The sequence below is a fragment of the Paludibaculum fermentans genome (genome assembly GCF_051172195.1).
Taxonomy (GTDB): Bacteria; Acidobacteriota; Terriglobia; order Bryobacterales; family Bryobacteraceae; genus Paludibaculum; species Paludibaculum fermentans_A.
Genome location: NZ_JBPJAQ010000001.1, coordinates 698,934 through 725,453 on the forward strand (window position 1 = coordinate 698,934; position 26,520 = coordinate 725,453).

Genomic DNA, 26,520 nt, shown 5'->3' on the forward strand with positions numbered 1-26,520 from the left:
GGATGTGAGCCGATCTCGGCGGTACGGTTTCAGAGAGGTTTTGTGTATGGGGACAGCTCCTCGGGCTCTCGATGCAGATGTAAGCGAACGAAGGACGGAGGTATCGCCCTCCCTCGAGAATACGATAACCCTCATCAATAGGCACTGCTGCTATACCCTTAGCGTACAATGTGACGCAAATTCAGTACTGACCCCTAGTTACGCTAAACAGCAGCAGCCAGCTCAAGAACGTGCAGCATGGCCTTCCGACAATCCGTGACATAACGCTGGTCCTGCCGTTCCTTTGGAAGCGCCTCAATCCTGCCCAGGATGTGCTTCGCGGCGCGCGCAATTTCCTGCTGATGCGTGGGGGACAAAACGGCAACGAAAGTGTCGAAGAACTCAGCAAGGTGTGTCGCCACACGGAAGGGATAGTGACGCCGCTCAGTCACAACCTGCTCAAAAATCAGTTTGCGTGCGTCTCTGAAGTTTTTCATACACGTGCTTTCCTCCTTGGTGCTGATAGATCGCATCAGGAGAAAACGCGCATAGTGGTTGTCAATCTGAAACGAGTTGAAATCCCGCGCTTCAGCAAGGGCGTAGGCAGTTCCAAAGTATTTCTCGGCTCGATCGAATTCTTCAAAGAGGGTGCACGCGATCGCGTACTGAAGCCAAAACAACGGGTTGTTTCGTGTGTTGTGCAGATCCTTGATGGACTCGTAATAGCGGATGCACGCCTTTCTGCGGTCTTTCTCCGGGAAAACATACTGAAGGCCGTTGAACTTAGTCAGATCCTTCAGAAGCTCGAAATGGAGTCTGGAATTTCTGGCGTTCGCGTCGGCGGCTTTGGCCATCTTCGTGAGCACGGCTACCAGACCGTTAGGATCGGCAAAGTTCGTCAGGATATATTGCCCCGCCACCGAAGAGCGCAGCCGAATCCTTCCACTGGAAGCATCTAGCACTTCCCGCACGGAGGCATCGTCCTTGAACTCTTTCTCAAGGACCCCCGGCCCGCAAAGATCGAGCAACAGGTCCACCGACGGACTGTATTCCAAAACGTTCAGAATCAGAACGGCGGTGACCACCTCGTAAAAGCGCTTCTTCTTTGACAGTGCTTCGATAATGGGCGAAAAGCGCTCATGGACCTGGGGTGCATTGAAGCGATCGATGAGTATCGCGTGCCACGCACCGTGACAACGTTCCTCCAGATGGCGAAGTTTGAAGGTCTTTGACTTCGCGGCGAGATCGCCCCAGAGACCATAACGATCAAAGAGACCTGCTATCCTCTCGCACTGCTGAGGCTGGAGGCGATCTACCGGAATTTCTGCGATGGTTCCCGGCTTCAGCAACTCGCCGAGTCTATCCACCAGCAGATCATGCGTGGATGACCTGGCAGAGAGCGCTAACACGCAGTTTTTAGGAGCGTGCGTACCGATAAACGCCACGGTATCCAGCCAGTCTGCATATTGCTCGATCGTCAACAGAGTCTTGCGCGTCGATCGGAAAATAGCTTCCAATTCCTCCAGCAATGAATCGGCGTTGTGCACTATGCTGTATACGTCGTACCCGGCGTCGTAAGCCTTCGTTTTGAGTACTTCTAAGACGGCAGTCTTGCCGTTGCCGAGATCTGAGTAGATGGCGACAGCCCGATGACCGCTATCGAAGCATGACAGCGCAGTGACGGCGGCGGGCGAATCCACAAAGTAGTCGATCTCCCCGTGCAGAGATTGCCAGGCGTAATCAGGTCGGATGTCACCATGCAGGAACAAATCGAAAATCAGCCGATCTTCGAAAGTAGGCGGATTGTTCGGCGGCTCGTACGGGCGCACACAGTAATTTATGGGAGTCTGATCGGTGTCCTCGGAATGTGATTTGGCCGCAATCGCGAGTGCGGAAACCAGACCGGCAAGATCCAACCCCGTGATTGTGCCGAACCGGGAAATCTTCTGGACGGCCACAGGATCGGTCTGGGGACCAATTACGAAGAATGACTTGTCTTTAAGCTCGGGCCGGTCGTACAGCAGGCGGCGGATGTCAATGTCCGCAGTCGAATAACCGATGAAGAAAATGGCTCGCGCTGCGTCCATGTCCTGACGAAGTGTTACGGCCCACGGAGATTCGGCAACGATGTTCGTTAAGTAGCTGGTATCAGTAAGTTTTATCTCACTATCGAGAGAGGGCACCTTCAGCCGGTCGATAAAGCCGTTGAGATGGACGCAAAGCGTTCCGGTCTTCGGAAGGGCATGAATTCTATCAACCAGCGTGGCAGGCGCGAGTTTTTGGCCATTCTGCGCTGCAGCAGTTTCGGCCACGTTGTCATAGTTCGTGGTGTAAATGCGTTTCCAGGGGTAGTGAAGAATATCAATCTGCCCCTGGCTGACTTGCTTGACGGTGAACTCTTGCTGCAGTTCCTCGACCATTCGGCTTTTGCCATGCTTTTCGGTAAACCACTCGGCAGCATCTTCAAGTGATGTAGTCTCCGGTAGATCGGCCAATTTCGCCAAGTGGGCCGCGAAGGCGGTTCCTGCCTTAAACGGGGTTCCCCGGAGATTGACGGCTCCGCGCGAGAATCCGGCACCCGTAAACAACAGGGCGCGGCCAGCGAGTACGAATTCAAGCGCTTCTTCAATATTCAAAGGTCATCTCCAAGGTCGCTCCGGCTGGTATAGCGTGTAACGACCATTAATTGCAACCGGTCCTAATACACGCCGGTTCTGTAACCAGCAATCGGAGCCATGCAGCAGTTACGTTGATTGAGTCGGCAGGTGCAGCTTGTCGAATAAAATCCGGTTTCGTTTTTTGGCGTCGCGGAGCAGCTTCGCGTAGGAAATAATCTCCACGTAGGCCGAGAGCCTCTGGTTATAGCCGAAGTAGCCAAGGTTATCAGGGGTTGGCAGCAATCCCTTGTTTTCGGCGATGATCTCCACTTCCTTGGTGGTGTCGCAGATGACGTAAGCATAGGCAGGTATTTTATCCGACTGAACCTTTATCTCTCTACCGTTCTTGTCCTTGTGGTGACCACTCTTAATCTCGCGAATGAGCCTGTACACCTGATCTACCGGGTCTTCTTTCCGGTAATCGGACCTATCGGGCTTCTTGAATTCGATGATGACTAGCGAGTTCAACGCGGCGTCGTCCTCGGCGAAAGAGAGCGCGCGGTCGAAGATTAGAATATCCGGCCGAGATTCGGAGCCGTTTGCCAGGATATCGACGGTGTCCAAGCGCATATCGGAAGCGAGAAACCAATGGTAGGAGAGCCTCTCGTCGATGATCCACAGATTTTGCTGTTCGTAGGGTACGTCGTCGGAGGTGGTCCGCATCGGATAGATGATTTTGTGAATAATCTCTTCCAGCGGATATTTTCCTGTTTCTGGATTCGATTGCAGGCTCTTCTCCAGAAAGTCGAGAATCACCTTACGATGGGCCACATATTGCGCCAGAGAGGACTTGCCGAGTTCGTTGGCGCGTTCGATGAAATCTCCCAGCTTCTTCTCGTACTCTTCGGGCTTAAGCGCCTGCTTTGCGGAGTCCTCGAACAGCGCATGGCCTTCCTCTTTAAGCTGCCGCTGCTTTTCAAACATCTGCTCGTGCAGGGCCGACTCCAATGCCCGCCCTGACGTACCTGGCGGAATACGGTCGATGAATTCGTCCATGTAGCGCGCCAGAGGGCGGTATTGAGGGGCGTCCTGAGCAATGTAGTTATTGATGGTAGAGCGTTTCTCGGTGTTGATCTCTTCCAGGAACGGCTGCAAATCGGCAGAGACGCCGACGACGGCGGCCTCCCGAATCTTATCCAAGGTAAGATCGTCGAAAAGCGTCTCGGCGTCGCGGTCGCCATTTACAGGAAACAGGAAGCCCGTGCGCTCGTTATTGACGTGCTGATCAAGATAATCTCCCTCGACGAACCCTAAGTAGACAAACTTCTCGCCGCCCGACTCAGCCAGGCGCTTCTTTTGGAGGTTCGGAAGGAACTTCTCCAGCTTTTCTGCGGTTACTTCGCGAAAGTTGGCGGCATACAAAAGCCGGTGCTGCATCTCGTGAGGGTTATATAGTCGCAGTCCGGTCAGCTTGAAGGGCCGCTCACCGACTTTGAAATCGTGCCGCGTGGCCTTGGAGGCGAACGTTTCCTTAAAGTACGCATTGAGGTCAATGCGCTCCCTGTCGTCTCGTATGCTGATGCTGGGGCATTTCGGGTCGATAAAGAACGGCAGGCAGTGCTCGATGAGCTGGTGTCCGATCAGCGCGAGCCCTTGCGGGCAACTCTCTTTGTAAGGCGACTTCATTCCGACCAGGCGGACGGTCGTCTTGGGGGCTTTCTCTTTCGATGTGGTCGGCGGCCCTGGTTCCTCACCGCTCACGGTGAATCTAAAAGCCTGCTTGCGAAGTTCCTCGCCCTCCAAATAGTGGCTTTCAATCTCGGCGTATTGGAATGCTTTAAGCCAGATGAAACGGCCCACCCCCTTTCCGCCCCTGCTCACCTTGTAGAGCGTGTATTCGGTGAAAAAAGAATCGAGATTAGCCTCGCCAAAACCGGCGCCGTTATCGACGATGGTGAATCCTTTGACCTCGCCAGCGACATCCAAACCGTCAAGGACGGTCTCACGCTCCACGATCACTTCGATACTCGGCGACGACGCGTTTCCGGGTGCGTCTTCGATGGCCTGCAGGGAATTCACTACCGCCTCGAACATTGGCAGGAGCGCCTTCGAGCGTGGCAGATGCGTACTCTTGATCTTGCCTGTGAGATCTACCTTCATAGAAGCCTTACTTCCGCGCTGCCACGTGCGTCCACAGCCACAGGACGGGGTAGAAAAGAACTATTAGACATACCGGTCTCCCTGACTATGGTCGGCGTATGGCTGGATACGCAGGCCCCTGTGCTCAAAGCTGGGACGAAGCTGCTTCAAGAATCCGTCATTCACCATCGCCGATGTTATGTAGTCGAGATCCTCCTTCGACATGCCAAATAGGTCAGCCACCACGGTGTCCAGTTCTAGCAACCCGTCCTGGAAAACGCGGGCTGGGTCCGTGCTGCGCATTAGATCGATGGCCGCGACTACGGCGTCGATATTGGAAGGAACCTGCAAAGAACCCAGCGTCTCAACATCGAAAGTTACATCATTTCCCTCATCCACCAAGCGGTCCAGCATATACGCCAGATACCGGCGCAGGGCGGGATTGGGAACCTTGATCCTGAAGAACAGGTTATCGCTGACGATCTCCTCCCCTTCCTCATGCACCGCAGAGACTACGGCCTCTGACGCAGCGCCGCTGAGGTCCGCACCGGCCACAAGCGGACTGTTGTCTGCAAAGAGATCAAAGAGGGTTTTCTTCGGGCTGTCCGCTATCGACTGTTCAACATGCCGGTGAGCATTGGATAAGTCTTTGTCCTTGGCAATGACACTTTCCCCCGCAACCGTTAACCGGGCAATATCTGCGGCGGTTCGCCTGGACGGAATGGGAATAAGCAGCAGATTGCGCTTCACCCACGTAGTAAACAAGTCTTCAATGATGCTGGTGCGCAACACCTTCACCGCAAACCATTGCGGGATGCGGGACAGGAGGTAGAGATTGAGCGGGAAGTCCTCCGTGAGCTGGATCAGTTGTGCTGTGTTCTGGAAAACTCGATCCGCTGGCGCAGGACACGCGGCAGGAAGCTGGGAAACATTTCGTACCGCATAGAGCCTGGAATGGTCAAACAGGTGCCGGTACGCATACAAGCGCAGGGAATCCACTATCGAGCGATCCGGGTCCCAGTGGCCCATCGGTTCGCCTAGTACACCAGACGGGAATATGTTCTGGCCCTTGTATATCGGTAGTCCAGACGAGACAATGGCGCGGGAACCGCCCAACTTGATGCCGTAGGCGAGCATAACGTAGGGCTCCCACTCCAAGGGGCTGCTGCCAGCCGGGATGCGTTCAACCGCATTGGCTTGCGCGCTACCCGCCTCACGATTTCCCCTGCGTTTGTACACGACTTTGACGATGCTGCCCAGTCGCGGCGCGTGGGCCATACGTTCTAAAATGCAGGCATCCGCCGCTGACACTTTAGTCAGGAGAGCGGCCGTATCTTCGGCCACTACATCAGCCATCCACGCTGAATTGTCTGCATTGCTCGGCAAGTATGCCGATTCGGACATCAGGTTGCGCGTGACCGTAGCTCTGTCTGCCTTGCCGAAGTCGATTGTGTCAGTGTCAGCGTCGTAGCAGTCCATGGACAATGTCGTCGTGGCGACTACGTCGGTCTCCGATCCAGGTGAATTCTCAAGTACGAAAATAATGGTTGGCCGCTTTATGCCCCTGAACGTTTTTTTCCGAAGCGCTTCCATGTCCACGATTTCAATTAGCTTGAATTCATTGAGGACGCGGCGTAGCGGGCCAGCGTAGGCGGCTTCCAAGACTCCCATCGGTACGATGAATGAAACACGCCCCCCCTCCTTCACCCACCCGCGAACCGCGCGGTACAGAAAAGGGATATAGAGATCAACCTGGCCCTGCGCGACTTCTTCGTAAGTGCGCAGCGTGCCTTCATCCATTGAAAACCGGTGAGGACGGACATAGGGCGGATTGCCGATAACTATGTCGTAATTGGCCTGCACGACCTGTCTGAAGCGCCTGGGTACACTCGCAACACGCTTTCGCCGCAAATCGCTTGTGGCGGTAGAAAAATCCAGCCCGGCTTGAGCGGCACTGATGGCAAGGCCACGAACAAGCGGCACGCCCAAGGTGTCCAGCGAAGAATGACCACCCTGCACCTGGATAGCTGGCACCAGCGACGCGGCCAATGACCGAATTTCGGCGGGTGACTTACCGGTGAACAAGTCAATGTTGTGCCAGAGTAGCTGAATCTGCGCGAGCGACACAGAAAATGGGCTGATGTCCAAACCGTGCAGGCGTCGTAGCGTCCGGGTTACGGTCTGTTCCGTGAGCATGCCAGCGGTACGCAGCCGTTTCACGTCTTGATTGAGTGCTTCCACCAAGAACGTTCCGGTGCCGCAGGCGGGATCGAGGACGGTCTTGGTGGAATCGTACTCGCAACGCTCTAACATGTACCGCGCGATCTCCGGCCGTGTGAACACTTCACCTAACGCTCGGCGTTTACCGGGGTCTAGGTAGTGGTCGTAGACACCGGAAAGGATGTCACCGTGAATGGCTCTGAAATCCCAGCGCGACAACAGATACATGGCGTGAAGCAACGCGGAGCTAAGGTTCTCATCGGAGCTATCCAAGGCCCAGTCCAGGACATTCTGATCGAAAAGATTTCGGTACAGAGCGGCGGATTGTTTGTAGGTCTCTTTCAGCAGCGCCTGCAGGGGTTTGGAGTAGTAATCCGCGTAGCGCGCGAACACTTCAACGCCGCCATTGCTGATATAGCGCTTGAGGAATCCGTGGTCCTCAGAGAACCTCACCATGAGCATGCGCGAAACGATCAGCGACGCGGTTTCGTAGATAAAGGATTCGACGACTTTGCCGCTATCCGTCAGCTTGCTGCCAGTGCGGCGGGACTTCAAAAGCGAAATATCGCCTTCGATGCCCATCCTGGTGGCGTAGTCCCCGAGAAGGTGCTTTTCGATGCGGAGTGCGTAAATAAAAGGCTCTATGTCAGCGGTCAACCGGTCATGCGCTTCCGGGTATTCCGTGATATCCGCAGTGGGAATGGTACGCGCGATGCGCTCGTCCACGATGTTGGTGAACTCGATGGGAAACCCCACTGAATTCCAGTCATAGACGGCTGGTCCCCAGCGGGCTTCCATCTCCTGCAGCAGGCCGTTCGCTGCCGTGAGATCAGGTACGACCTTGGTATCCACCAACTGGGTGACGGCCGCACTGAGAATGGAGGCAATTTCGCGGATCGTCTCAGTGAAGTGGTGCTTTCCTAACTCCTCGATCGACTGGAACGCATACTTGGTCTTGCCGTCCCTGAAATCCTTCAGTTGCTCTTCCAGAGCCACGTTTCCCGGCCGCACTTCTGCAAAGCACGTGCTGAAACGCTCGGGGTCCGTCAACTCGTCCCATCGGTAGACGGCGGCCTCCGTCTTGGACATCACGTCCCACTTGTGGACTTCTGTTTGATCGAGGATGAAAAACCAGCGCGTACCGGCTTTTATGTACTTCTTTTTCTCAGCATAGATTTCTGCCGAGTTGTCGGACACATCGTGCCCACGCTTAACTTCAAAAACGGCGTAAGCGTGGTCGGGAGTTTTAATCGTCCGACCGTTTTTGGTGCTGAAGACAGTTAGGTCCGGGATATCGCGACCACCGGCCAGAGCAGAGTCCACGACCACTTGATCCGATTTCAGTCCAATGCCAAAAGCAGAGTTGACCAACAGGTCACGGATAAAGGGATAGAGGTTCCGCTCTCCCGAAGAGTCGCTTCGGAACTGGGCAATTTTTTTGACCAGTGCGGTAGTGCTTCGACCTGTGCGTGGGTCCGGCATTCGTATGTAAGTTTATGATTCCATTGCTATTGGCGCAACCGTAGCAACAAAGTTCTGCTTGTGCCATCATTTCGACACCAGATCCTCTAGGGTATTACAACGCGACGCCAAACGCATGATTGCTGCCCCGAAATCGATCTACAATCGGATCGGTATGGGACTTGAGGTCTGGGTGTATGCGGGCCTGACGAAGGCGGACAACGTCGAAGTGGATCGTGACGGTTATCCCAAAGACTGGAGCCGTTACTGGCGAGCCGTCGTGGTCAACGGAACGGAATTCTCCTATCCGGGACGGGCGGCCGGGCTGGAGCAGGACGCCATCTACGAATACACCAACCAGTGGGACTTCGTGGCGGGCACGGCCAAGACATACAATGCTTGGCGCGATGCGCTTGCGCGGCTTGCGGGCTATGAAAGCGCGCAGGCGGTGGTAAAGTCCCCTCCCCCTCCGGGCTCGCCGTTCGTCGAGATGATTGATTTCTTCGATCATGGTGGCGTGCTCGGGCCGGTCGTGTGCGGTAAGCTGGCGCGGGATTTCGCGGCGTTCCAGGCGAAGGCCAGAGCCGTGGGCGGCGGATTCTACGCACTGTACTATGTCTGGCACGGCGCGTTTGAAGCGACGGCCGGAAACGGTGCGCTGCGTTTTGCAGGCGCGCCCGACCCGGATCAGGTCTGCCGCGTCTGCGGATGCACCGACGACGATATCAGGGGATACAAGGGACCGCTTGAAGCGGTGCCCCATTGGGCGGCGGAAGACCTGTGCAGCACCTGCGAGAAAGCAATGTACGCGGCGAAGTTTGACGCCCTGCCCTCTCCCGGCTAGGCCCGGGTGCGCTGCCGGTTTCGCTCCAGCCAGGCGGAGGCATTCGTGACCGTCACATGAACGTAGCCGGTGTCCCCTAGCCTTTCGCGCTCTCTTGCCTTCTCGCTCACCTCCAGCAGCTTCGCTTCGGTATCCTCGGCGCTCCATCCGCGTTGCAGGGCGAGATAGGAAAACCAGAAGTCCGCTTTGCTCCGGTCCGGGCCGTTCCCGTCCGGTGCGGTCGGCGCTCCGGAAAGTGACCTTTCGTAGCTGGGCCATTGGCGCGTTTTGTCCGAGGTGCGGTCCGCCTGCTGCGTGAATTTCAACGGCACTGCCTTGACCGGCTCCGGTGAGGCAAGGAGTCCAAGGGATTCAAGCTGGTCCGGCGTCATCACGCGGCCCGGATGCGTTTCGACGATGGTGACGGTAGGGAATTCAGGGGCGTATTTCGGCTTGAAGTTCTCCGTCCCGGCAACGCGCGTCGCGTGCGATGCCGACTTGTCGTTGCCGCCCACGGCCTTGCGGACGCGGCGCATGAGTTCTTTGAATTGCTCCTTGCCCTCGGGCACGCCGGACACGGCGATCCATCCCTGGTAGCTGCCGGGGCTCGTGGCATGGATGATAAACACGGCGGGGCGGATGCGTTCGAGCTGCTCTTCCTTCAGGTCGTCGAGTTGCACAAAGGCTACACCTTGTGACATCGGACGGATTATAAGGTTCTCTCCGGACGGAACCGTATCGTCATCGGGAATCGGGAACGGCCTGCGTGTGGCGGCGGTGCGTACCATGGCCGGAAGTTTTTCGCGCAGTTCCTGGGCGGAGTAGGTCTTGCCCCATTTGAGGCCCTGTAGCAGGTCGGTTTTGGTGACGACAAACGACTGAGCCCCCACGCTGGTGAAGGTGTCGAGCATCCGTAATGCCTCTGCGGTATCGGCCAGGGTCCCCTCCCCTACTTCAATCGCCGATGAATTTCATCGACGCGAAAGTTTCGTCGCGGCACATCGACGATAGCCGCGTGCGATTAGACATGCAACCGTCGCATGGCGTTCTACTACCTATAGAAGCCATTCCAGCCCCCCCCGCCGTGATTCATGGGGATTGTTGAGAAAGGGGCAAAGCCCCTTTTCAGGAAGCGAAAGCCCTCGTTATGGGCTTGAGCTTCCAAGTAGGAGACATTTGAACTGTCCACAGCGGAAAAATTCAATTTCTCTTAACTTCAATTTCAGGCCATGAAAAAAGTGGGCGAGTCAGCATGTTAGAGGGGCGAAATGCTACCAAACGGGCGGAATTCTCCTACCAAACGGGCACGGTCTTACTACCAAACGGGCGGCTTTCTCCTACGAAACGGGCGTTCTTGGGGCGTCTGGACCGGCGCTGTCTGAGGTTCACTACCAAACGGGCGGGGATGTTGAGGCCGCTCGCAAGTCGTGCATGGCGGCGTGGCAGCACAGGGATATTCCAGCAGGTCTCCTACCAAGTGGGCGGTGAGACTCGATTGGGCCGGTTGGTTCGGTTCCCTACCAAACGGGCGGCTTTATAACGCCGTCAGCTTTACCAAGTCATAATGTGCTCTTCTGCATTTTGCGGTAGCAGGTCTCCTACCAAACGGGCGGGTAGGTTTTCCGTCTCCTATCCCTACTTGACTTCATGTAGGGGTAGTGTATTCGTGCGGGATGGCTATTGTGAGTCGCACGGCAGAGCAGAAAACCAATCACCTGGGCTTTCCCAAGCCGGGCGAACTTATCGAGATGACAGGCACGCACGCGCTCGAAGCAAGTGATCGGGCCATTCTCAATCTTCTTTACCAGCACGCACATGACAGCGGCAAGCTTCTTGAGCAGAACGCCGAATGGGAAATCCCACTCGCCACCGTGAGGCAGGCATTCTCCAGACATGAAAGCTCGGACCGGCTGCGAGACAGCCTAACCAGGCTGATGTCTGTGAAGGTCAATGTAGCCTATGTTGCCGAGACCGGCGACGGCATAGAGGGGCCAGAGCAGCGCGTTGTAATAACCGGCTTGTTCGATTTCTTCGACGTTTCGGCAAAGGAGCTGGCGAAGCGCGCAACACTGCGATACGGGCTACCCCGGAAACTCGCCCCGATACTGGAGAGTTCGGGCCGTTGGGGACGCATCAAAGCCGAGATAGTCTGCTCGATGACCAGTAAGTACGCAATCGCTCTATATGAGCTTATTCAGCTCCGCGCGAACATGGAGAAGGCGGTCGAGACCTTCCCTATCGACCGATTTCGTGAGTTGCTCGGGGTTCCTCCAGGCACGTACGTGCGTGGAGACAATTTTCAGCGCAAGGTGCTCGATCCCGCCGTACTTGAGGTAAACGGGCTATCGGATATGAGCCTCCAAATCGAACTGGAGCGACTGCACTCGCGAGCGCCCATACACGCCGTCACTCTCGGATGGTGGCGCAAGTCTGGAGACGAATTCCGGGCTGCCATGCAAGAGCGCGGTCGGAGCAAGGTGGGACGGATGGCGCGGTTGCGGGGACAGGTCGAAATAGCCCACGCTCTCGCGACGGAACTGCCCTCCTCACCCCTACAGACAAAAATAGAGGCGACCGTGGAAGCAATGCGCCAGGCGGGAGCACCCGAAGCCGACATTGAAGCGTTCAAAAAAGAACAAGCCGCATAACGAGAACCCGTTTACGCGTGTACGCGTATCAGGCTATATCCTTGACGGCGGGAAGCCCACGATCTGCGAAAACACGGTCGAGGCCCTCCATCAGGTAATCGTGCATCTTCCGGTTTTCCTCGAACGCGAGTTTACGAAGCTGCTCATGCACAGCCAGCGGTAGATATGCCGTGTGCTGCTTGACCGAATGACGTTTGGAGCCCCCTGCCCTTTCCTGCGGCTGTATAGCTGCGAGCATCGGCTTTTCGGCATCTACCGCCTCCCGCTTTGTCGCGCTCTTTGTGGGCGGTTTGGGAGCCGGGACTTCTTCGGCGGCGAATACCGCTTCAAGCGACGTGCGCTTCTTTGCGCTCATTGACCTTCTCCAGTTTCTTGCTGATCCATTTCCACAACTCGCGAATCTCCTGCGCCGCTTTGCCGTCTGGCTCGAATTCTGTAACGCCAAGGCCCCTGCCCTGGGCATCTTGGTACGAATTACGGATGACGATGAGATGCGGGCAGACCATCCCGAGCATGGAGAGTCCCTTCTCTGCTTCCGCGTTGCGAAAGCTACGCGGCGGGGTTTGAGTGAGCACGAACGCCGCGTCTTTCTTAAGACGGTTTATTGTCGCGATGGTCGGCGGCGTCGCCTTCATGTCGCCCGGCGTCGGACGGCACGGAATGATGCACAAATCGGCCTCGCGTATGGCAGCGGCTGTAGCGGGTTCGTCCCGACCCGGCGTGTCGATGAGGACGAGGTCGAATCCCGCCTTTTCCGCTTTGCGGATGGCGTCCGTCAGTTCGGAAGACTTGATGGTCGCGAGTGTCGGCGTCTCGGACTCGCGATCCTTGAACCACGCGGTTGCCGTGCCCTGTGGGTCCATGTCCAGAATGAGGACGCGTTTCCCTTTCTCCTGGGCTGCCACCGCGCAACAGAAGGTCAGCGTGGATTTTCCGGAGCCGCCCTTTTGAGTCACAAACGAGATTACGCGCATCAGCGGATGCCCCCATAAGGGTTTCAGATGATCAGGCTATAAACGTATACGCGTATACTGGCAAGCCAGCATGAACGGCGCGCGCCATGATCCCCGTAACGTGGTGTAATCGTGCAACGGTTTACGCGTATAAGCGCTCAACGCATAACGCGTATCATTGTGTCGCTGTGTACGCGTGTCATCGTCTGCTCTGGTACGCGTTCACCTGTCTACGCGTATCCGGCTATGCTGTCTCTCAATCCTGGAACGCGGCATTCGAAACACCCGAATTGCTCCAATTGAAAGCTGCTTGCGGAAGCTTGGCGACAAAAGACTGGGTGGGGGCAATACGCTATCGCTGCTTTACTGCACGCGTATACGCGTATCCTTGCACACGCGTTTATGATTGCAGGTTGCTAAAGGTAGGAGACGACGTTACGGGGCACAAACACAGTGCTTCAACCTGGTGCTACAGTGCGATCTGAGGAAACGATGAACATCGCCGGTATCGCCCGCGACTTCTGCACGCTGTGCCTGGGCTGGGAAGAGGGGAGGGCGCTCAACTTCACCGACCTTGCTGCAGTGCTGGAGGCTGCCGGTGAGTGGTGCCAGGAGGTGGAAGTCGTCATGGCGCTCCAGTTCGTCCCGATCACCGGCTCATGGTATGTGCAGCTCTCCTGGGGCAATGAATGCATCCTCTACGGATGCAGCAATCTCGCCGAAATCCCGGAGTTGGTCATGTGTGCCTGCCTGGAGGCGCGGCGGCGGCGCACGGCCGCATCCGCCTCTCGTTTCAAATCATGGCGGCGGGATTTCTCAGTGGGCTGTACGAGGAATTGAGTGTGGAATACGCTCATCGGAGCGCGGGAAAGAGGGCAGGGGGTTCCACTCCGTTTCCACTCCATTAAGCGATGGTTTGAACATGGAATGTGGGAAGTTGCTGATTTCGTTGATGCTGAGTTGACCGCCGTGAACGGCTTGGTGTTGTATTTTCAATCGAAACGAAGATTCCCAAGCTGAACGTCGCCGGTTCGATCCCGGTCTCCCGCTCCAACAACCCATTCAAAATGAGCGCCCTATACGCAACCATGCGTTAAGCGCAATCAGCTCGCAACTACCCGGAGCCGGCAGCAATGCCTGTACTTCTCCGATTCTCCGGCCACCAGCAGCAAGGCGAACTCGCGGATCGCCAACCCGTGCCTGGAAGGCGCCTATCGGTGAACGGAAGCAGGAAACAGAAGTGCTTCCAGCCTGGCTGACAAAACTCCATGAAGGTCCACGGGCACCCGGGGTGGCGCGTTCGTGTCGTGCTGCAAGTAACGGGAGAGCGCCGGCAGTCGGAACCCGTCAGGGTCCCGGCATGACGGCCGTCGCGCCTGTTACCCGTGACGAGGGCCAGGGGCGGAGCTCCTCCATGTTTTGCCGGATGTAAGCCAGCAGGGCGCGTCGCTGATCCTTGCCCTCGCCGAATGAGTGGCGCGCGTGAATCGAGCGCCACCGTTTGCGGATGGCCTCGAGTGAGATACCCAGGTGCTTCGCCGATTCCCCGTCCGAGTAATCGAGCAGGGCCAGTTCGAGCAAGCGCTGTTGGGCCAGGCTGAAGCCTAATCTCGGCGGCGGAAAATTCATCAGGAACGCCAATTGCGCTCCAGGGCGGACCATCACGTCCTCACGCGTGAAACGAAATAAACTCGAAGTCTTGCCGTCGTCCAGTGTCTGATCGCGAACATGCACCATACCCATGGATTCCGCGTACAGGCTCGCCTCGGGCAGCAGGTTCTCCTGCCAGAACTCAGCGATCCGATACCCGGCACAGTGCGTCATAAACGCTGAGAACGAGACTCGATGCAATTCGGCTACGCGCGGATTGGTGAAGTCGAGATCGTCCGGCGCACCGCTGATGTGAAGCAATGCGAGATCGCCCGAGGCGTTCGCTGCCCTGAGTTGCTTGGGCGCGAGAAATACTGGGCGGCGTTGCCATTCTGAACGCAGCAGCGCGTCACGAAACCGGCGGGGATTGCCGGCGAGCACCGTGGCGACCGACGATGGCGAGGCAAAACCGACGCAGCCGAAAAATGCGGGGCGGCCGAGATCCCGGTCTTCCACCACCATTCCGATCAGGCGCTCACGTGCATGGAGGTCCGGCAGAAGTTCCGGCATGGCGCGCCAGAGGTCGTCTTCGAAAAGCGACCGGTCTTGCCTGAGAAGCTCTAGCAGGCCTGGAAAGTCCGATGGTCGGACGAATCGACATCGAAACGGCAAGATCGGTCCTCACTTACCCCTCAAGGGTAACTATTTGCGAAAAACCCGGAGCCCACATATTATAGCCCCAAAGTGCGCTAGGGCCTTCCGCCAGATAGCTAATCGTCGATGACGATGATGAGCCGTTTCGCGCCTGTTTCTCGGGCTTCCAGAGGGGACCAAACATGAGGATTTCTGCGGTTGCGGCCTGCTTTGCCGCTTTGTTAGGCTCGGCGAGCCAGCTTTCCGCCGCCACTGTCTACCTGGTGAGCCTGGAGGGATTCCTCCACTACCAGGGAAGTTCGACACCACAAGCGTCGTTCACCACTTCGTCGCCTGAATTCACAAGCTTCCTCGACTCATCCAGCCTGGGCAGCTTCCAATTCACCTGGACGAACGCCACCGCATCCACGATCCACAACCTGACATTCACGCTGTTCATCGATCCGGACCTCGACCGCGACGACAACACATTCTTCAACGAGTACGGCGAGTTTGTCTCATCTCTCCTTCCGGCGCTCAGTCCTCCGGGCGCACTCGGGTTCTCGCAGTGGGAAATCGATGAGCCGGAGTACGTGTTCGGCGACATCTACACGCACGCGAACGCTGGCGCCCTGGACAGTCTGAACGCAATTCCGTCGTCCTCTCCAGACGACGTGTCTCATGCACTCCTCTTCGAAATCGCACAGTTGGATCCGGGCCACACGCTCACCGTAACGGGCATGCTCAGCCTGACCGACGCGGCGGGCTTGGGCCACTTCGATCCCGATTCCCACGCGGCCCTGTACGCCAACGGATATGCGCTCACCAATGGGCCGCCGTCAGGTGTGCCCGAGCCATCGTCGGCGATCTATCTGACCCTCGGCGCGACGCTCCTCGTTGTGTTGCGGCGCTACAAATCCTGACGTGACGAGAGTGGCCATGAAAATCAAACTCCTTCTATCCTTACTCGTAACCGCGGGCCTGCTCGCACAGACGGGCGCCGATCTGGTGGTGACGGGAATCAGCGCTTCGGTGAACACGGATCCCCAAACCCTGGCGAGCAACGGATCGCTCAGCGTGACGGTCCGTAACAACGGCACCATCCCGACGCCAACTGGGTTTCAGTTGGCTGTTTTCGAAGACCGCAATGGTAACGCGCGTTATGACGCGGCGACCGACAACCTGTTGGGGACATCGAACGTCGCACTGCCTCTTGGCGCCGGGGCGAGTACAAATTCAGTGGTGCCGATTCAGGGCACTGTCCTGTTCCGCGGCAGCATTCTGTATGTGTGGGCCGATTCGAACAACGTCGTACTCGAGATCGACGAAACCAACAACGTGCGGCACACCGGCCAGGCCAGCGTGTTCACCTCACCGGCCGATACGGCCCTCAATCCGGTGCTGAAGTGGGCAGCCGGTACGTTCACCGACCTTCCGACATCCCAGGCCTCACTCAGCACACCCACCGTGGGCGACGTCAACGGCGACGGCATTCCGGACGTGGTGTTCTCGACGTATGTGACTGCCATTCGCGCGAACCTGCGCGTGGTCTCCGGAAACACCGGTGCGGTGATCCTTACGGTGACCGATCCCAACCTGGAACTGGCGCCATCGGCCCACACCTCACTGGCGGATATCGATGCCGACGGCCGGCCGGAGTTCATCACGATCGACCGGCTGGGACGCGTCATGGTCCTCGAGCACGACGGCACCCTGAAGTGGCGCTCCACCCAATTCGTCCCGGGCGCCTCGACCGGGCCGCTCATCGTCGACCTGGATCGCGATGGCACGCCCGAAATCGTTGTGGGAAACCAGGTGTTCTCGGCCACCGGCACACGCCTATGGGCCGGCACCGGAGGCGGAGGACGCGGCTACGCTGGCCTGACAGCCGGGGCAGTGGCGGACCTGGACCTGGACGGAGTTCCCGAGGTGATCGCGGGACCGACGGCATATCGCGAGAACGGTACCGTCTTCTGGAACAAGCTCAATACGCCGGTCGGCCTAAAGGACGGTCCGGTGGCGATCGGCAACTTCGACGCCGACCCATATCCCGAGATCGTCATTCGTCCCTACAACTCCACCTACGTGTACATGCTGGAGCACGATGGAACGATTAAGTGGGGCGTGAATCACGCCATCCACCAGACCTGGGGCGGGCAACCCACCGTGGGCGACGTCGATAACGACGGAGTTCCTGAGATCGGCATCGTTGATCGCATCAATTACATCCTCTACCGTGCCGACGGCTCCATCCTCTGGAGCATTCCCATCTCCGAGCACTCGTCGGGAACCACCACTTCCGTGTTCTTCGATCTCAACAACGACGGCCGGGCCGAGATCATTTACGCCGACCAGCAACAGCTGTACATCCTGCGCGGCAGCGACGGCACGATTCTCAACCAGTTCCTGCACTACTCAACGACAGCCGCTGAAGGACCCACCGTGGCCGATATTGACCTCGATGGTCACGCCGAGATCCTGGTGGCGGCCGACGTCCCGTTCTTTCCGGAAGGCCGCGGCGTACGGGCTTACCGCGGTGCCGGCAGTAACTGGGCCAACACGCGCCCGATATGGAATCAGGATAACTTCACGGTAACCAACGCCAACGACGACCTGACGGTTCCGGCAACTGTAATCTCGAACTGGCTGGTGCCGGGGCTGAACCACTTCCGCACCAACGATCTCCTGCCGAACTCGCTCACTCAGCCCGGTTCCGCTGCCGATATCACGGTGTCATTTCTCCGGCGCCTGGACGACGCTTTTCCAGCGTCCACCCGGCTGATCGCCAGAATCGGCAATGGCGGATCGTCTCTCGCTCCAGTGCATCGAGTGGAGTTTCGGAACGGCCCCGCTGGCCCGCTGCTGGGCGCAGTGAACACCTCGCGCGTTCTCAGGCCGGGCGAGTACGAAGACCTGGCCATCGTCTGGGCGGCTCCGCCCGCCGGACAAATCAACCTGGTGGTCACCGCCGACACCAACCTCGAGGTCACCGAAGGCGACGAGACCAACAATCAGCACGCTAGCCAGTTGGTGATCGGCCAGGGCCCCTTTGTCACGGTGGACGATCTGATCGCTCGCGGAAAGGATGCCAGCGTGGATCTCAAATGGACGCCGGTCCCCAGTGCCGTCAGCTACAACATCTACCGCCGCACGTCGGCAACCGCCGCCGCGCTCATTCGCGCGGCCCACATTACGGCAGCCGGCGCTTTTTCGGATGCGGGGCTGACGAACAATACGCTATATCTTTACGAAGTCCGCTGGCTCAACCAGCAAGGCCAGGAATCGCGCCAGGGAACCGAATCGTCCGCCACTCCGATTCCGCGCACGCAGCGCGGCGATACGCCCCCCTCCCTGCTTTCGTCTCCGCCAACGCGCGGCCGTACGCTGTCGGCTTACCATTACTCGTCGTCCGCCGCGGACCCGGACGCGGGCGAAGTGCTCACGTGGTCGCTGACGGGCGCGCCTGCCGGCATGACCTTTAGTACAACCAATGGACGCATGGACTGGACGCCCGGCGCGAGCCAGGGCGGCGCGTACCGGTTGACGCTCACGGCCACCGATACCCGGAATCGCAAGGCGAGCCAGGCGTTCACGCTGTTCATCGAGACGCAGGTGGCTAACTCTGCGCCGCAGTTTCTGTCGACGCCGTTGACCAGTGGCGCCTTAGGGCGTCCGTACGCTTACACAGCGCGTGCCTCTGATGCCGACGCGGGCGAGGTGCTGACCTTCCTGCTCGATAACGGTCCGTCCGGCATGACGATCAACAGCGCGACCGGACTGTTGCAGTGGACTCCGGCCGCTGTGGGCACCTTTCCGGTGTCCCTGAGAGTGCGGGATCTGCCCGGCGCGAATGTCGTGCAGACGTTCAGTATCGTGGTGCGGAATCTGAATCGCGGTCCGCAGATCACTTCGGCGCCGCGCACCACCGGCAATGCCAATGCGACCTTCAGCTATGTCGCGGCCGCCACCGATCCCGATGCCGGAGACACGCTCACGTGGGCGCTGGTCACGGCGCCCACGGGGGCGGTCATCCATCCAGGCACAGGCGTTCTCCTGTGGACTCCCAGCGATGGGCAGGTGGGTGCGCACCCGCTGACAATCGAGGTTCGCGACAGAATCGGTGCCATCGCACAGCAGTCCTGGACGCTGACGATCTCGCCGGGAGTGAATCTCAACTCAGCGCCGGTCTTTACGTCGGAAGCGCTGTTGACCGGCCGCGCCGGCATCCCTTACCTCTACGACGCGCAGGCCTCCGATCCCGAGGGCGGAATTGTCAGCTTCGGCCTGACGCTCGCCCCCGCGGGGGCTATTATCGATCCCGGCTCGGGCCTGATCTCCTGGACGCCGCAGGTGTCGCAGGTGGGCGCCCAGAACTTCACCGTTCGAGCCAGCGATCCGCAGGGCACGGCCTCCACACAAAGCTTCACTGTGACCGTCACCGATGTGCCGCCCGCGATCTTCACGCTGATCTCGCCTTCGCCAGGAGCGGATCTGAGCCGTCCAGTGAACATCGTCGCCGACATCACCGATCCAAACAGCGGCGGCCCCGCGCTCACCTGGACCGTGAAGCTGCGCGGCCCGGGTATCGCCGATCGAACCTTGGCCTCCGGTACGGGGCAGGTCACCAACGGTACGATCGCCGTTCTCGATCCGACTGTCATCGCCAATGACACCTACACGATCATGGTCGACGTGCTGAAGGGCGCCGAAGGCATTCATCGCGAATTCCCCTACTCGGTCTCCGGCGATCTCAAACTGGGCCGGTTCACCAGCACCGTGAACGACCTGACCATTCCCTTTGTCGGTGTGCCGCTGAGCATCACACGCCATTACGATAGCCTCGATACCCGCAGCGGCGATTTCGGGGCCGGCTGGAGGCTCGGGCTGTTCGGCAGCGTGGTGGATGCGCCCACCGAAGCACCCCTGCAGGGCATGCGCACGGGTGCCAAAGTCTACGTAACCACGCCTGAGGGCAGGCGGGTCGGATTCCGGTTTGACCCCTTCGCTCCTGCGTTTCTGTTTCCGAATGTCGTGACACCACGCTTTACGCCTGACGCCGGCGTGCAGGACAAACTCGAGGTCGCCGAGACCAGCGTTCTGCTGTTCGACAACGTAGCCCACTCCACTTTCAATACTGTCTGGAACCCGCGCCGCTACATCCTGACTACGAAGGAAGGCGTTCGCTATGAACTGGACGAGATCGACGGAGTGCTGTTGATTCGCGATCGCAACGCCAACACGATCACGTTCACTCCCACGGCGATCCTGAGTTCAACGGGCGTGCAGGTGGCGCTGACCCGCGACGGGCAGGGCAGGATCACCAGCATCCGCGAACCTTCAGGAGCCGAGATGCGCTATACCTACGACGCGTTCGGGAACCTGTCAACAACCATTGACCAGCTGGGCAATACGTTCCGATACTTCTACGAGAATGCGTCGTTCCCCAACTTCGTCACCAAAGTGGAAGATCCCCTCGGCCGGCCGAATGTCAGGAACATCGTCGATGGAACCGGCCGGCTCGCCGCATCATGTCCCGCCGACGGCGACATCAGCACCCTCGCCGGCTGCACGCGGCTGACGCACAATCCCGATGCGCTGGCGCAGACTCTCTTCAATGGCCGGGGCTTCCGGCGCGACTATACCTATGACGATCGAGGCAACCTCGTCACCGAACGCAAGTACCTGGATGCCTTTGCTTTCCGGGACACCATCCGGACCTACGATGCGGTTGGCAATCTGCTCAGCGAGCGCGACCCCGCCGGAAATCTGACATCGTTCACGTATGATGCCGCGGGCAATATACTCTCCCGCACCGATTCCGCGGGTCGCCGCACCAGTTATACCTACAACACCCCATGCAACCTGGTGGCGACGATTACCGATACCGCTGGTGGAGTTGAATCCTACACGTACGATTCTCTTTGTCAGCTTCGCTTCGTCCGCGATCGCGCCGGCCAAACCACCGAGTATCGGTACGACAGCGCGGGCAACCAGACCCACCTCATCGATCCGCAGGGTGCCGCCACCGTTCGCACGTTCACGGGCCAGGGCTTCCCCGCCACCCTTCGCGATCCGCGCGGTGGTGTCGCAACGCTCACCTGGTCCACCACGGGCGATCTGCTGAGCAGAACCGACCGGAACGGCAGGCGCATTGACTACCAATACAATGCCGCCCACGCCCTCACCCGGGAAACCTGGTCGAACGGACGTGTGATCCAGTTCAACTCCGATTCCTTTGGTCTGCCGCTATCGGCCTCCGATGCCTCCGCCTCCATCAGCTTCCAGTACAACGCGGTGGGGCGACGCACGCGCGAGGAGGCGGCGTATCCCGGCAAAGCGGTGTTCGCCCTCAACTACACATACGATGCCAACGGCAATCGCACTGCGGCGGTGGACTCGCTCGGCGGCACCACGCAACGCACCTTCAATGGACTGGATCAACTCGACGTCCTGACTCAATCCGGTGCAGGTGTCGGGAACAAACGGGTTCAGTTCGACTTCGACTTGGCCGGCTTGCCGGTTACCGTTCATCGGTATGCTGATCTGGCTGGCTCCGTTGCCGTTGCCAGGACCGTCATCGAGTACGATTGCGGCGGCTGCGGCAGCCGGACGACCGCGCTCCGTCATACCAATCCGGCAGGGACCGTCGGGTTGAATCTGCTCACGTTCGGCCGCAACACGCTCGGCGACATCACACAGATGACCGACGTCCAGGGCTTGCACCTGTTCGAATACGACGCGGCGCGACGCCTAACACGAGCCACACATCCTAACCCGGCGATCCAGCCGTCGGAGCTCTACACCTACGACGCCGCGGGCAACCGGCTCACGAGCCATACGCTGGGAACCCATCAGTATTCCTACCAGGGTGGGCCCGGCGGCAACCTGCTGACAAACGATGGCCAGTTCGATTACACCTACGACGCGGAAGGCAACCTCTCGCGCCGCCGGAATCGCACCGATAACTCGACCATCGACTACGGTTACGATTTCCGCAACCGGGTAACGGAGATCGTCGCTCGCAACGGCTCCGGGGTCGAAACCGGGCGGAATACCTTCTCGTACGATCCGTTGAACCGCCGCATTTCGTCTGTCGACTCGGCCGGCGAGACACTGTTCTACTACGACCTGCTTCATCCCGTCATCGCGATCGCACCCAGTAATAGCGTCACCAGGCGGCTATACGAGCGCAGGCTTGACTCGATTCTGGCGGAAGACGTAGCCGGGCAGACGCGCTGGTTGCTGACAGACCAGGTGGGCACCGTCCGCACGGTTCTCGACAATGCCGGAGCGCCAGTCAGCCAGTTGCTGCTGAGCACGTTCGGCTCTCCCTTGCAGAACACCAACCCGGCGGTAGCTAGTCAGCTCTCGTTCACCGGACGGGAGACGATTCCCGTCAGCGGCGATCTGTTCTTCCGCGCGCGGCTCTATAGTCCCGCCGTCGGGCGGTTTGTACAGGCAGATCCGGTGGCCCCGTTTAGTTACGACTACGCCTTGAACTCGCCGCTTGTCAGCATCGATCCTCTCGGCCTCAACACTGCGCCTGAGTACACAACGCTAAGCAGTCGGCTCGGAGTCAGATTCGCCCCTTATGCCAAGGCAACCTGTACCGCATTGACGGGCGTGCTGCTGGTGGCGGCGATCTACGTTGGCAATCCGGCGGCCGCGAGCGAGCTCATCGACGCCGCGGAGGCCATTTCTCTGGTGAGCCGAAAGAAGATGATCGACTGCCCGTGAGTTGTCGGGGAATGAATGGAGCGTGGGTCGAGAATCGAACTCGCAACCAACAGCTTTGAACATGAACTTGAGGTCGAAGCCCCCCTAGGGCCTCAGTGATGGCTTGTGCGAGCCACCATGCTGGTCCGGTGCGAGTTCGGGCAAGTGTTCCTTCTGGACTTCGCACGTGTCGATCAGGGCGTTGATATCCCGGCTGGCACTTATCGTCTCGGCATCGGGTTCTCGTCGTGGTGACCGCTTGCTCTCCCACTCGCTGTGCCTCTAGATGTGCTCGCGAGTGCTGCCTGGTATTCCTGGACCGGTTCCGGGCTTCGTGGGTGCGGGATGTCGCGCGCTGGTCCTGCTTGTACCCGGGGGAAGGCATCTTTGGCGCACCGTCCAGCGTGTGCGGTGATCCACTCTGCTGGTGGCAGGTTGATAAGGCCAGGCCTCACCGCCGCATGGGAAGAAGGCGAACCGGGACAGTCGCCGGTTCGATCCCGGTCTCCCGCTCATTTCAGATGACGTCATCTGGTTCCATGAGGAGACATCGTCCGCGTGGCACCAGCGGCATGACACCCCCGCGCATCCGTGCGCGCCGAGTGCTGCCTTTACACTCTGTTCTCTAACTCGTTGTGATAGTGTTGCAGCGAAAGGATTTCTTCGTGGAGGAGCAGTCCGTTACCCAACAGGCTGGCTTGTTGAGCTCCTGGAAGGAGATCGCGGCGTACCTCGGCGTGAGTGTGCGAACTGCCCAGAAGTGGGAGGCCGAGCGGGGACTCCCCGTGCGAAGATTGCCCGGTGGTCGCGGCCGCGTGATCGTGTCCATCGACGAACTCTCCGCATGGCTCCAAGCACCCCCAGTCTCAGAGCGTCTTCCACTTGCCACGCCGGCCTTCGTGCGAGGTATTGTGTGGCGATGGGTTGGCGTGCCAGCCGCGGTGCTCCTCGTGATGCTCGTGGTCGGTGCTGCTTCCTTCGTCTCCCGCCATCGTGTACCCACAGAGTGGCGCGTAACAGGTGACACGCTCATCGTGGTGGATGATCGTGGCCGGGAGTTATGGACGAAGCCGTTCGGTTTTGCGTTGACGGACTATCGGGCATTCTCAGACCGCGACCAGAACATGGGGTGGATCGGTGACGTCGATGGTGACGGCGAACCGGAGGTCGTGTTCTTGGCATACCCGAAGTCGCAGGGAACGCCGATGGTCTACTGCTACTCGCGCACCGGCGAGGAGCGCTGGCGGTTTATCCCAGGACAGCGTGCTGCCGGTTTCGCGCAGGAGTACCGTCCCCCGTACAACCCGGTAAACCTCGTAGTGTTCCACATCGGGGGTGCCCTCCGGCTTGCCGTCGCGAGTGTGCACCACACTTGGTTCCCTTCACAAATCGCACTCCTGTCCGGAGACGGCAAGTTGTTGCGCGAGTATTGGCACGCGGGACACCTGCCATTCCTGGGCGTGTCGGAAACGGCGGGGAACAGACACCCCCTCCTCTATGCCGGGGGGATCGCCAACGCGTATCATCGCGCGGCGCTCGTCGTGTTGGACCCGGCATCGTTCGGTGGCGTCTCCCACGAGGAGAATGCGAAGTACCAGCTCCCTGGCGACCCCGCGCGTGAGGTCGCACGAGTTCTCTTCCCGCGCACATGCATCAACCGCGCAAAAGAAACCTACAACGCCGTGATGTCGCTGCGAGCCACGCCAACCGAGCTCAACGTGGGGGTCACGGAAGAAATTGACCATCCGGCGGTAATCGTCCACACGTTCACCCTCGACGGACGGTATCGGGGAGCCGGGCTCTCCTCCCAATTCGTCGCACGCCACACAGAACTCGAAAACACCAAACTCCTCAACCACCACCTCGACGCGGAACAAGAGACAGCGAACTCGGCAAAGCTCGAGTGGCTGACTGGAGCACCATCGCTCCCAGCCACGAGATCGATCGCAGTCAACCGCTAACTGCTCAATCAATTGAACTGACTGCTGGGATGGGCCACCAGCCCACAGCAGGTCAAGCCCAGGGAGCGGAGACCGCAAAGGATGGAATCGAGCCCCGTCCTCCCTGCACTCCCATCCACCGGGCCCACCCGCCAAGCCACCTCCCTCAGAACCACCCCATTTCCCCACATGAAGCTTCTTTGATGACACCAGATCAACAAAAATCTTCTCCCCTGCAATCAACAGATTGCAGACCTCCATCTCCTAAATCCTTGGTCCACCCCTCCAAAGAATGGTTATAGAGGACATTTCATATGATTACTTCCGAACCAATCGATTGCGCCTTCCCCGACATCGACCTCCTCAGCCACCACGCCCAGGTCGCCGAGGATGGCATCCTCACCGGCGCCAAAGCCGCCAGCGTCACCACCTTCGTCGAACGCAAGGATTACTACAAAAAGATTCGTGCCGCCGTCCACCAACAGTTCAAACCAGCCACCACCTATCAGCACATCCTGGCCGACCGTATGGCCGAATGCATCTGGCGCGCCGAACGCTACGCCTCCTTCGAAGCCAACGCCCTCACGCTCCAAATCCAGCGCCAGTGGGACAACACCAACGAACTGGTCCCCAAAGCCAGCCCCGGAGTCCACGCCTGGCAGGCCTTCCACACCATGGACCCCGCTCAACGCAAATCCCTCCTCGAAGCCCTCAAACTCGAGGAACGCTACTGGCGCCGCCACCGCGCGCTCTCCGCCGAACTCCGACTCATCCAACGCACCTACCCCATTCAACAGGTGCAGTGAACCTCAAGGACTAAACCCATGCCCCCCACTCAAATCTCCGAAAAGCGCCTCGCTGCCAACCGAGCCAACGCCCAAAAATCCACCGGTCCGCGCACCGCCGCCGGCAAAGCCAAAGTCTCCGCCAATGCCCGCCGCACCGGAGTCTACAGTGAAGACCACCGCATGTCACCGCGCCTCGAAGCCCATTTCCGAGCCATCGCTGAAGCCCGCACCCATGACCTGACAGAACCAACCCTGCGTGCCCTTACTTACGAGTGGCACATGCTCCAGGGCCACCTGGTCATCCACGAGAGCCGCGAACGCGCCCTCTTCAACGCCGGTCTCGAATACGGCCGCGGCAACGAAGACATCGCCCGCGACTGGGTCCTCCGCCAGCACGGCTATATCCAGGCCCTCAACCGTTACTCCGGTTGGATCCAGATGCGCCTCGGCCGCGTCGAAAGCATCATCCTCTCTATCCCAAACGGCCTGGACCACCTCACCCAACTCCTGTCCCCCAGTCAGCCGGCCGGCCCCGCCGAGACCGAGACCACCCAACCCACCACGAATTCTGAGGGAACAAACCCACCAGCCCCAGTCCCGGAGTGTCAGCGACGGGCTACCACCGCGTCTAGAACGGAGTCCCCCAAGTCTCACCAGGCCGCCGAAGCAAACAGAGCCCCTGCGAACCCCGACCGTCAGGGAGGGGTCCCCACCGCGCAGCGAACCGCGACTGGCAAGAAGCGGGCCAAGGCTACCACCGCGTCTTCAACGCATTCCCCCAAGCCCCTCCGGTCCCCCAAAACCAGAAAAGCCCCGCTCAGAGCCGCGACTAAAAGGAGCGGGGGAGCCACGCCAAACCTCCAACCAACCACCGAAAAAGGCCGCGCCCCAATTCGCACTTCCTCAGTCCAGCACGCCCACGCTTCCCGGCCCTGGCTGCACTTCAGCGCCGGCCCGGCGCAGCCCCCGGAAGAACCCACCGCGGAAAATGAGGGAACAAAGCCATTCGCAGCCGCCAGCCGAATTCGGGATT

Annotated in this window: 15 protein-coding genes; 7 read left to right on the forward strand and 8 right to left on the reverse strand. The window is 59.1% G+C overall.

What is annotated here, in order from left to right; translation table 11 throughout:
- Window positions 1-203: 203 nt before the first annotated feature.
- The 3 genes from ACR9Y2_RS02945 to ACR9Y2_RS02955 form a co-directional block, all read right to left on the reverse strand.
- Window positions 204-2,615 carry an SIR2 family protein gene (locus ACR9Y2_RS02945; RefSeq protein ID WP_435039542.1) on the reverse strand — a complete coding sequence of 804 codons (2,412 nt, stop codon included), beginning with the start codon at window positions 2,613-2,615 and terminating at the stop codon, window positions 204-206.
- Window positions 2,616-2,723: 108 nt separating this feature from the next.
- Window positions 2,724-4,736 (reverse strand): hypothetical protein, encoded by a 2,013-nt coding sequence (locus ACR9Y2_RS02950; RefSeq protein ID WP_435039543.1) that lies wholly within the window; start codon window positions 4,734-4,736, stop codon window positions 2,724-2,726.
- Between the two features lie 63 nt (window positions 4,737-4,799).
- Entirely contained in the window at window positions 4,800-8,417 is a 3,618-nt protein-coding gene (locus ACR9Y2_RS02955) for an HsdM family class I SAM-dependent methyltransferase (RefSeq protein ID WP_435039545.1), read from the reverse strand.
- Window positions 8,418-8,532: 115 nt separating this feature from the next.
- Here ACR9Y2_RS02955 and ACR9Y2_RS02960 point away from each other — a divergent pair, with 115 nt between their 5' ends.
- On the forward strand, window positions 8,533-9,240 hold the full coding sequence (locus tag ACR9Y2_RS02960; RefSeq protein WP_435039546.1) for a hypothetical protein: 708 nt from the start codon (window positions 8,533-8,535) through the stop codon (window positions 9,238-9,240).
- On the opposite strand, the gene ACR9Y2_RS02965 is transcribed toward ACR9Y2_RS02960, so the two are convergent.
- Complete coding sequence (locus ACR9Y2_RS02965) at window positions 9,237-10,130, reverse strand: DNA-primase RepB domain-containing protein (RefSeq protein ID WP_435039547.1); 894 nt, start codon at window positions 10,128-10,130, stop codon at window positions 9,237-9,239. The two genes, ACR9Y2_RS02960 and ACR9Y2_RS02965, sit on opposite strands and share 4 nt — an antisense overlap.
- A 771-nt stretch (window positions 10,131-10,901) precedes the next feature.
- On the opposite strand from ACR9Y2_RS02965, the gene ACR9Y2_RS02970 reads away from it, so the two are divergent.
- On the forward strand, window positions 10,902-11,867 hold the full coding sequence (locus tag ACR9Y2_RS02970) for a replication initiation protein (RefSeq protein ID WP_435039549.1): 966 nt from the start codon (window positions 10,902-10,904) through the stop codon (window positions 11,865-11,867).
- Window positions 11,868-11,895: 28 nt separating this feature from the next.
- Here ACR9Y2_RS02970 and ACR9Y2_RS02975 read toward each other — a convergent pair whose 3' ends face one another.
- Both ACR9Y2_RS02975 and ACR9Y2_RS02980 read right to left on the reverse strand, forming a co-directional pair.
- Window positions 11,896-12,222 carry a ribbon-helix-helix domain-containing protein gene (locus ACR9Y2_RS02975; RefSeq protein ID WP_435039551.1) on the reverse strand — a complete coding sequence of 109 codons (327 nt, stop codon included), beginning with the start codon at window positions 12,220-12,222 and terminating at the stop codon, window positions 11,896-11,898.
- Window positions 12,194-12,841, reverse strand: coding sequence for an AAA family ATPase (locus ACR9Y2_RS02980; protein WP_435039552.1), 648 nt, complete (start codon window positions 12,839-12,841; stop codon window positions 12,194-12,196). Before ACR9Y2_RS02980 ends, ACR9Y2_RS02975 begins: the two co-directional genes overlap by 29 nt.
- 471 nt (window positions 12,842-13,312) lie before the next feature.
- Between ACR9Y2_RS02980 and ACR9Y2_RS02985 the strand changes: the two genes are divergently transcribed.
- Window positions 13,313-13,660, forward strand: coding sequence for a hypothetical protein (locus ACR9Y2_RS02985; protein WP_435039553.1), 348 nt, complete (start codon window positions 13,313-13,315; stop codon window positions 13,658-13,660).
- Window positions 13,661-14,167: 507 nt separating this feature from the next.
- Here ACR9Y2_RS02985 and ACR9Y2_RS02990 read toward each other — a convergent pair.
- Window positions 14,168-14,932 (reverse strand): helix-turn-helix transcriptional regulator, encoded by a 765-nt coding sequence (locus tag ACR9Y2_RS02990; RefSeq protein WP_435039555.1) that lies wholly within the window; start codon window positions 14,930-14,932, stop codon window positions 14,168-14,170.
- 314 nt (window positions 14,933-15,246) lie between these two features.
- On the opposite strand from ACR9Y2_RS02990, the gene ACR9Y2_RS02995 reads away from it, so the two are divergent.
- From ACR9Y2_RS02995 to ACR9Y2_RS03010, 4 genes are all read left to right on the forward strand, one after another.
- A complete protein-coding gene (locus ACR9Y2_RS02995; protein WP_435039556.1) occupies window positions 15,247-15,966 on the forward strand; it encodes a hypothetical protein in 720 nt (239 codons plus the stop codon).
- A gap of 16 nt (window positions 15,967-15,982) precedes the next feature.
- Window positions 15,983-22,780: a putative Ig domain-containing protein gene (locus ACR9Y2_RS03000; protein WP_435039558.1), complete on the forward strand. Its 6,798-nt coding sequence runs from the start codon at window positions 15,983-15,985 to the stop codon at window positions 22,778-22,780.
- A 623-nt stretch (window positions 22,781-23,403) separates the two neighbouring features.
- On the forward strand, window positions 23,404-24,720 hold the full coding sequence (locus ACR9Y2_RS03005) for a helix-turn-helix domain-containing protein (RefSeq protein WP_435039559.1): 1,317 nt from the start codon (window positions 23,404-23,406) through the stop codon (window positions 24,718-24,720).
- A gap of 293 nt (window positions 24,721-25,013) precedes the next feature.
- The gene (locus ACR9Y2_RS03010) at window positions 25,014-25,505 is read left to right on the forward strand and encodes a hypothetical protein (protein WP_435039561.1); all 492 of its coding nucleotides are present in this window, start codon (window positions 25,014-25,016) and stop codon (window positions 25,503-25,505) included.
- Window positions 25,506-25,670: 165 nt separating this feature from the next.
- On the opposite strand, the gene ACR9Y2_RS03015 is transcribed toward ACR9Y2_RS03010, so the two are convergent.
- Entirely contained in the window at window positions 25,671-26,042 is a 372-nt protein-coding gene (locus ACR9Y2_RS03015; RefSeq protein WP_435039562.1) for a hypothetical protein, read from the reverse strand.
- Window positions 26,043-26,520 lie beyond the last annotated feature (478 nt).

Excerpts from the sequence above, each read along its gene's own strand:
- ACR9Y2_RS02990 (WP_435039555.1), bottom strand. The coding sequence starts at position 14,932 with ATGGTGGTGGAAGACCGGGATCTCGGCCGCCCCGCATTTTTCGGCTGC.
- ACR9Y2_RS02965 (WP_435039547.1), bottom strand. The coding sequence starts at position 10,130 with ATGCTCGACACCTTCACCAGCGTGGGGGCTCAGTCGTTTGTCGTCACC.
- ACR9Y2_RS03010 (WP_435039561.1), top strand. The coding sequence starts at position 25,014 with ATGATTACTTCCGAACCAATCGATTGCGCCTTCCCCGACATCGACCTC.
- ACR9Y2_RS02955 (WP_435039545.1), bottom strand. The coding sequence starts at position 8,417 with ATGCCGGACCCACGCACAGGTCGAAGCACTACCGCACTGGTCAAAAAA.
- ACR9Y2_RS02960 (WP_435039546.1), top strand. The coding sequence starts at position 8,533 with ATGATTGCTGCCCCGAAATCGATCTACAATCGGATCGGTATGGGACTT.
- ACR9Y2_RS02995 (WP_435039556.1), top strand. The coding sequence starts at position 15,247 with ATGAGGATTTCTGCGGTTGCGGCCTGCTTTGCCGCTTTGTTAGGCTCG.
- ACR9Y2_RS02985 (WP_435039553.1), top strand. The coding sequence starts at position 13,313 with ATGAACATCGCCGGTATCGCCCGCGACTTCTGCACGCTGTGCCTGGGC.
- ACR9Y2_RS02980 (WP_435039552.1), bottom strand. The coding sequence starts at position 12,841 with ATGCGCGTAATCTCGTTTGTGACTCAAAAGGGCGGCTCCGGAAAATCC.
- ACR9Y2_RS02950 (WP_435039543.1), bottom strand. The coding sequence starts at position 4,736 with ATGAAGGTAGATCTCACAGGCAAGATCAAGAGTACGCATCTGCCACGC.
- ACR9Y2_RS03000 (WP_435039558.1), top strand. The coding sequence starts at position 15,983 with ATGAAAATCAAACTCCTTCTATCCTTACTCGTAACCGCGGGCCTGCTC.
- ACR9Y2_RS02975 (WP_435039551.1), bottom strand. The coding sequence starts at position 12,222 with ATGAGCGCAAAGAAGCGCACGTCGCTTGAAGCGGTATTCGCCGCCGAA.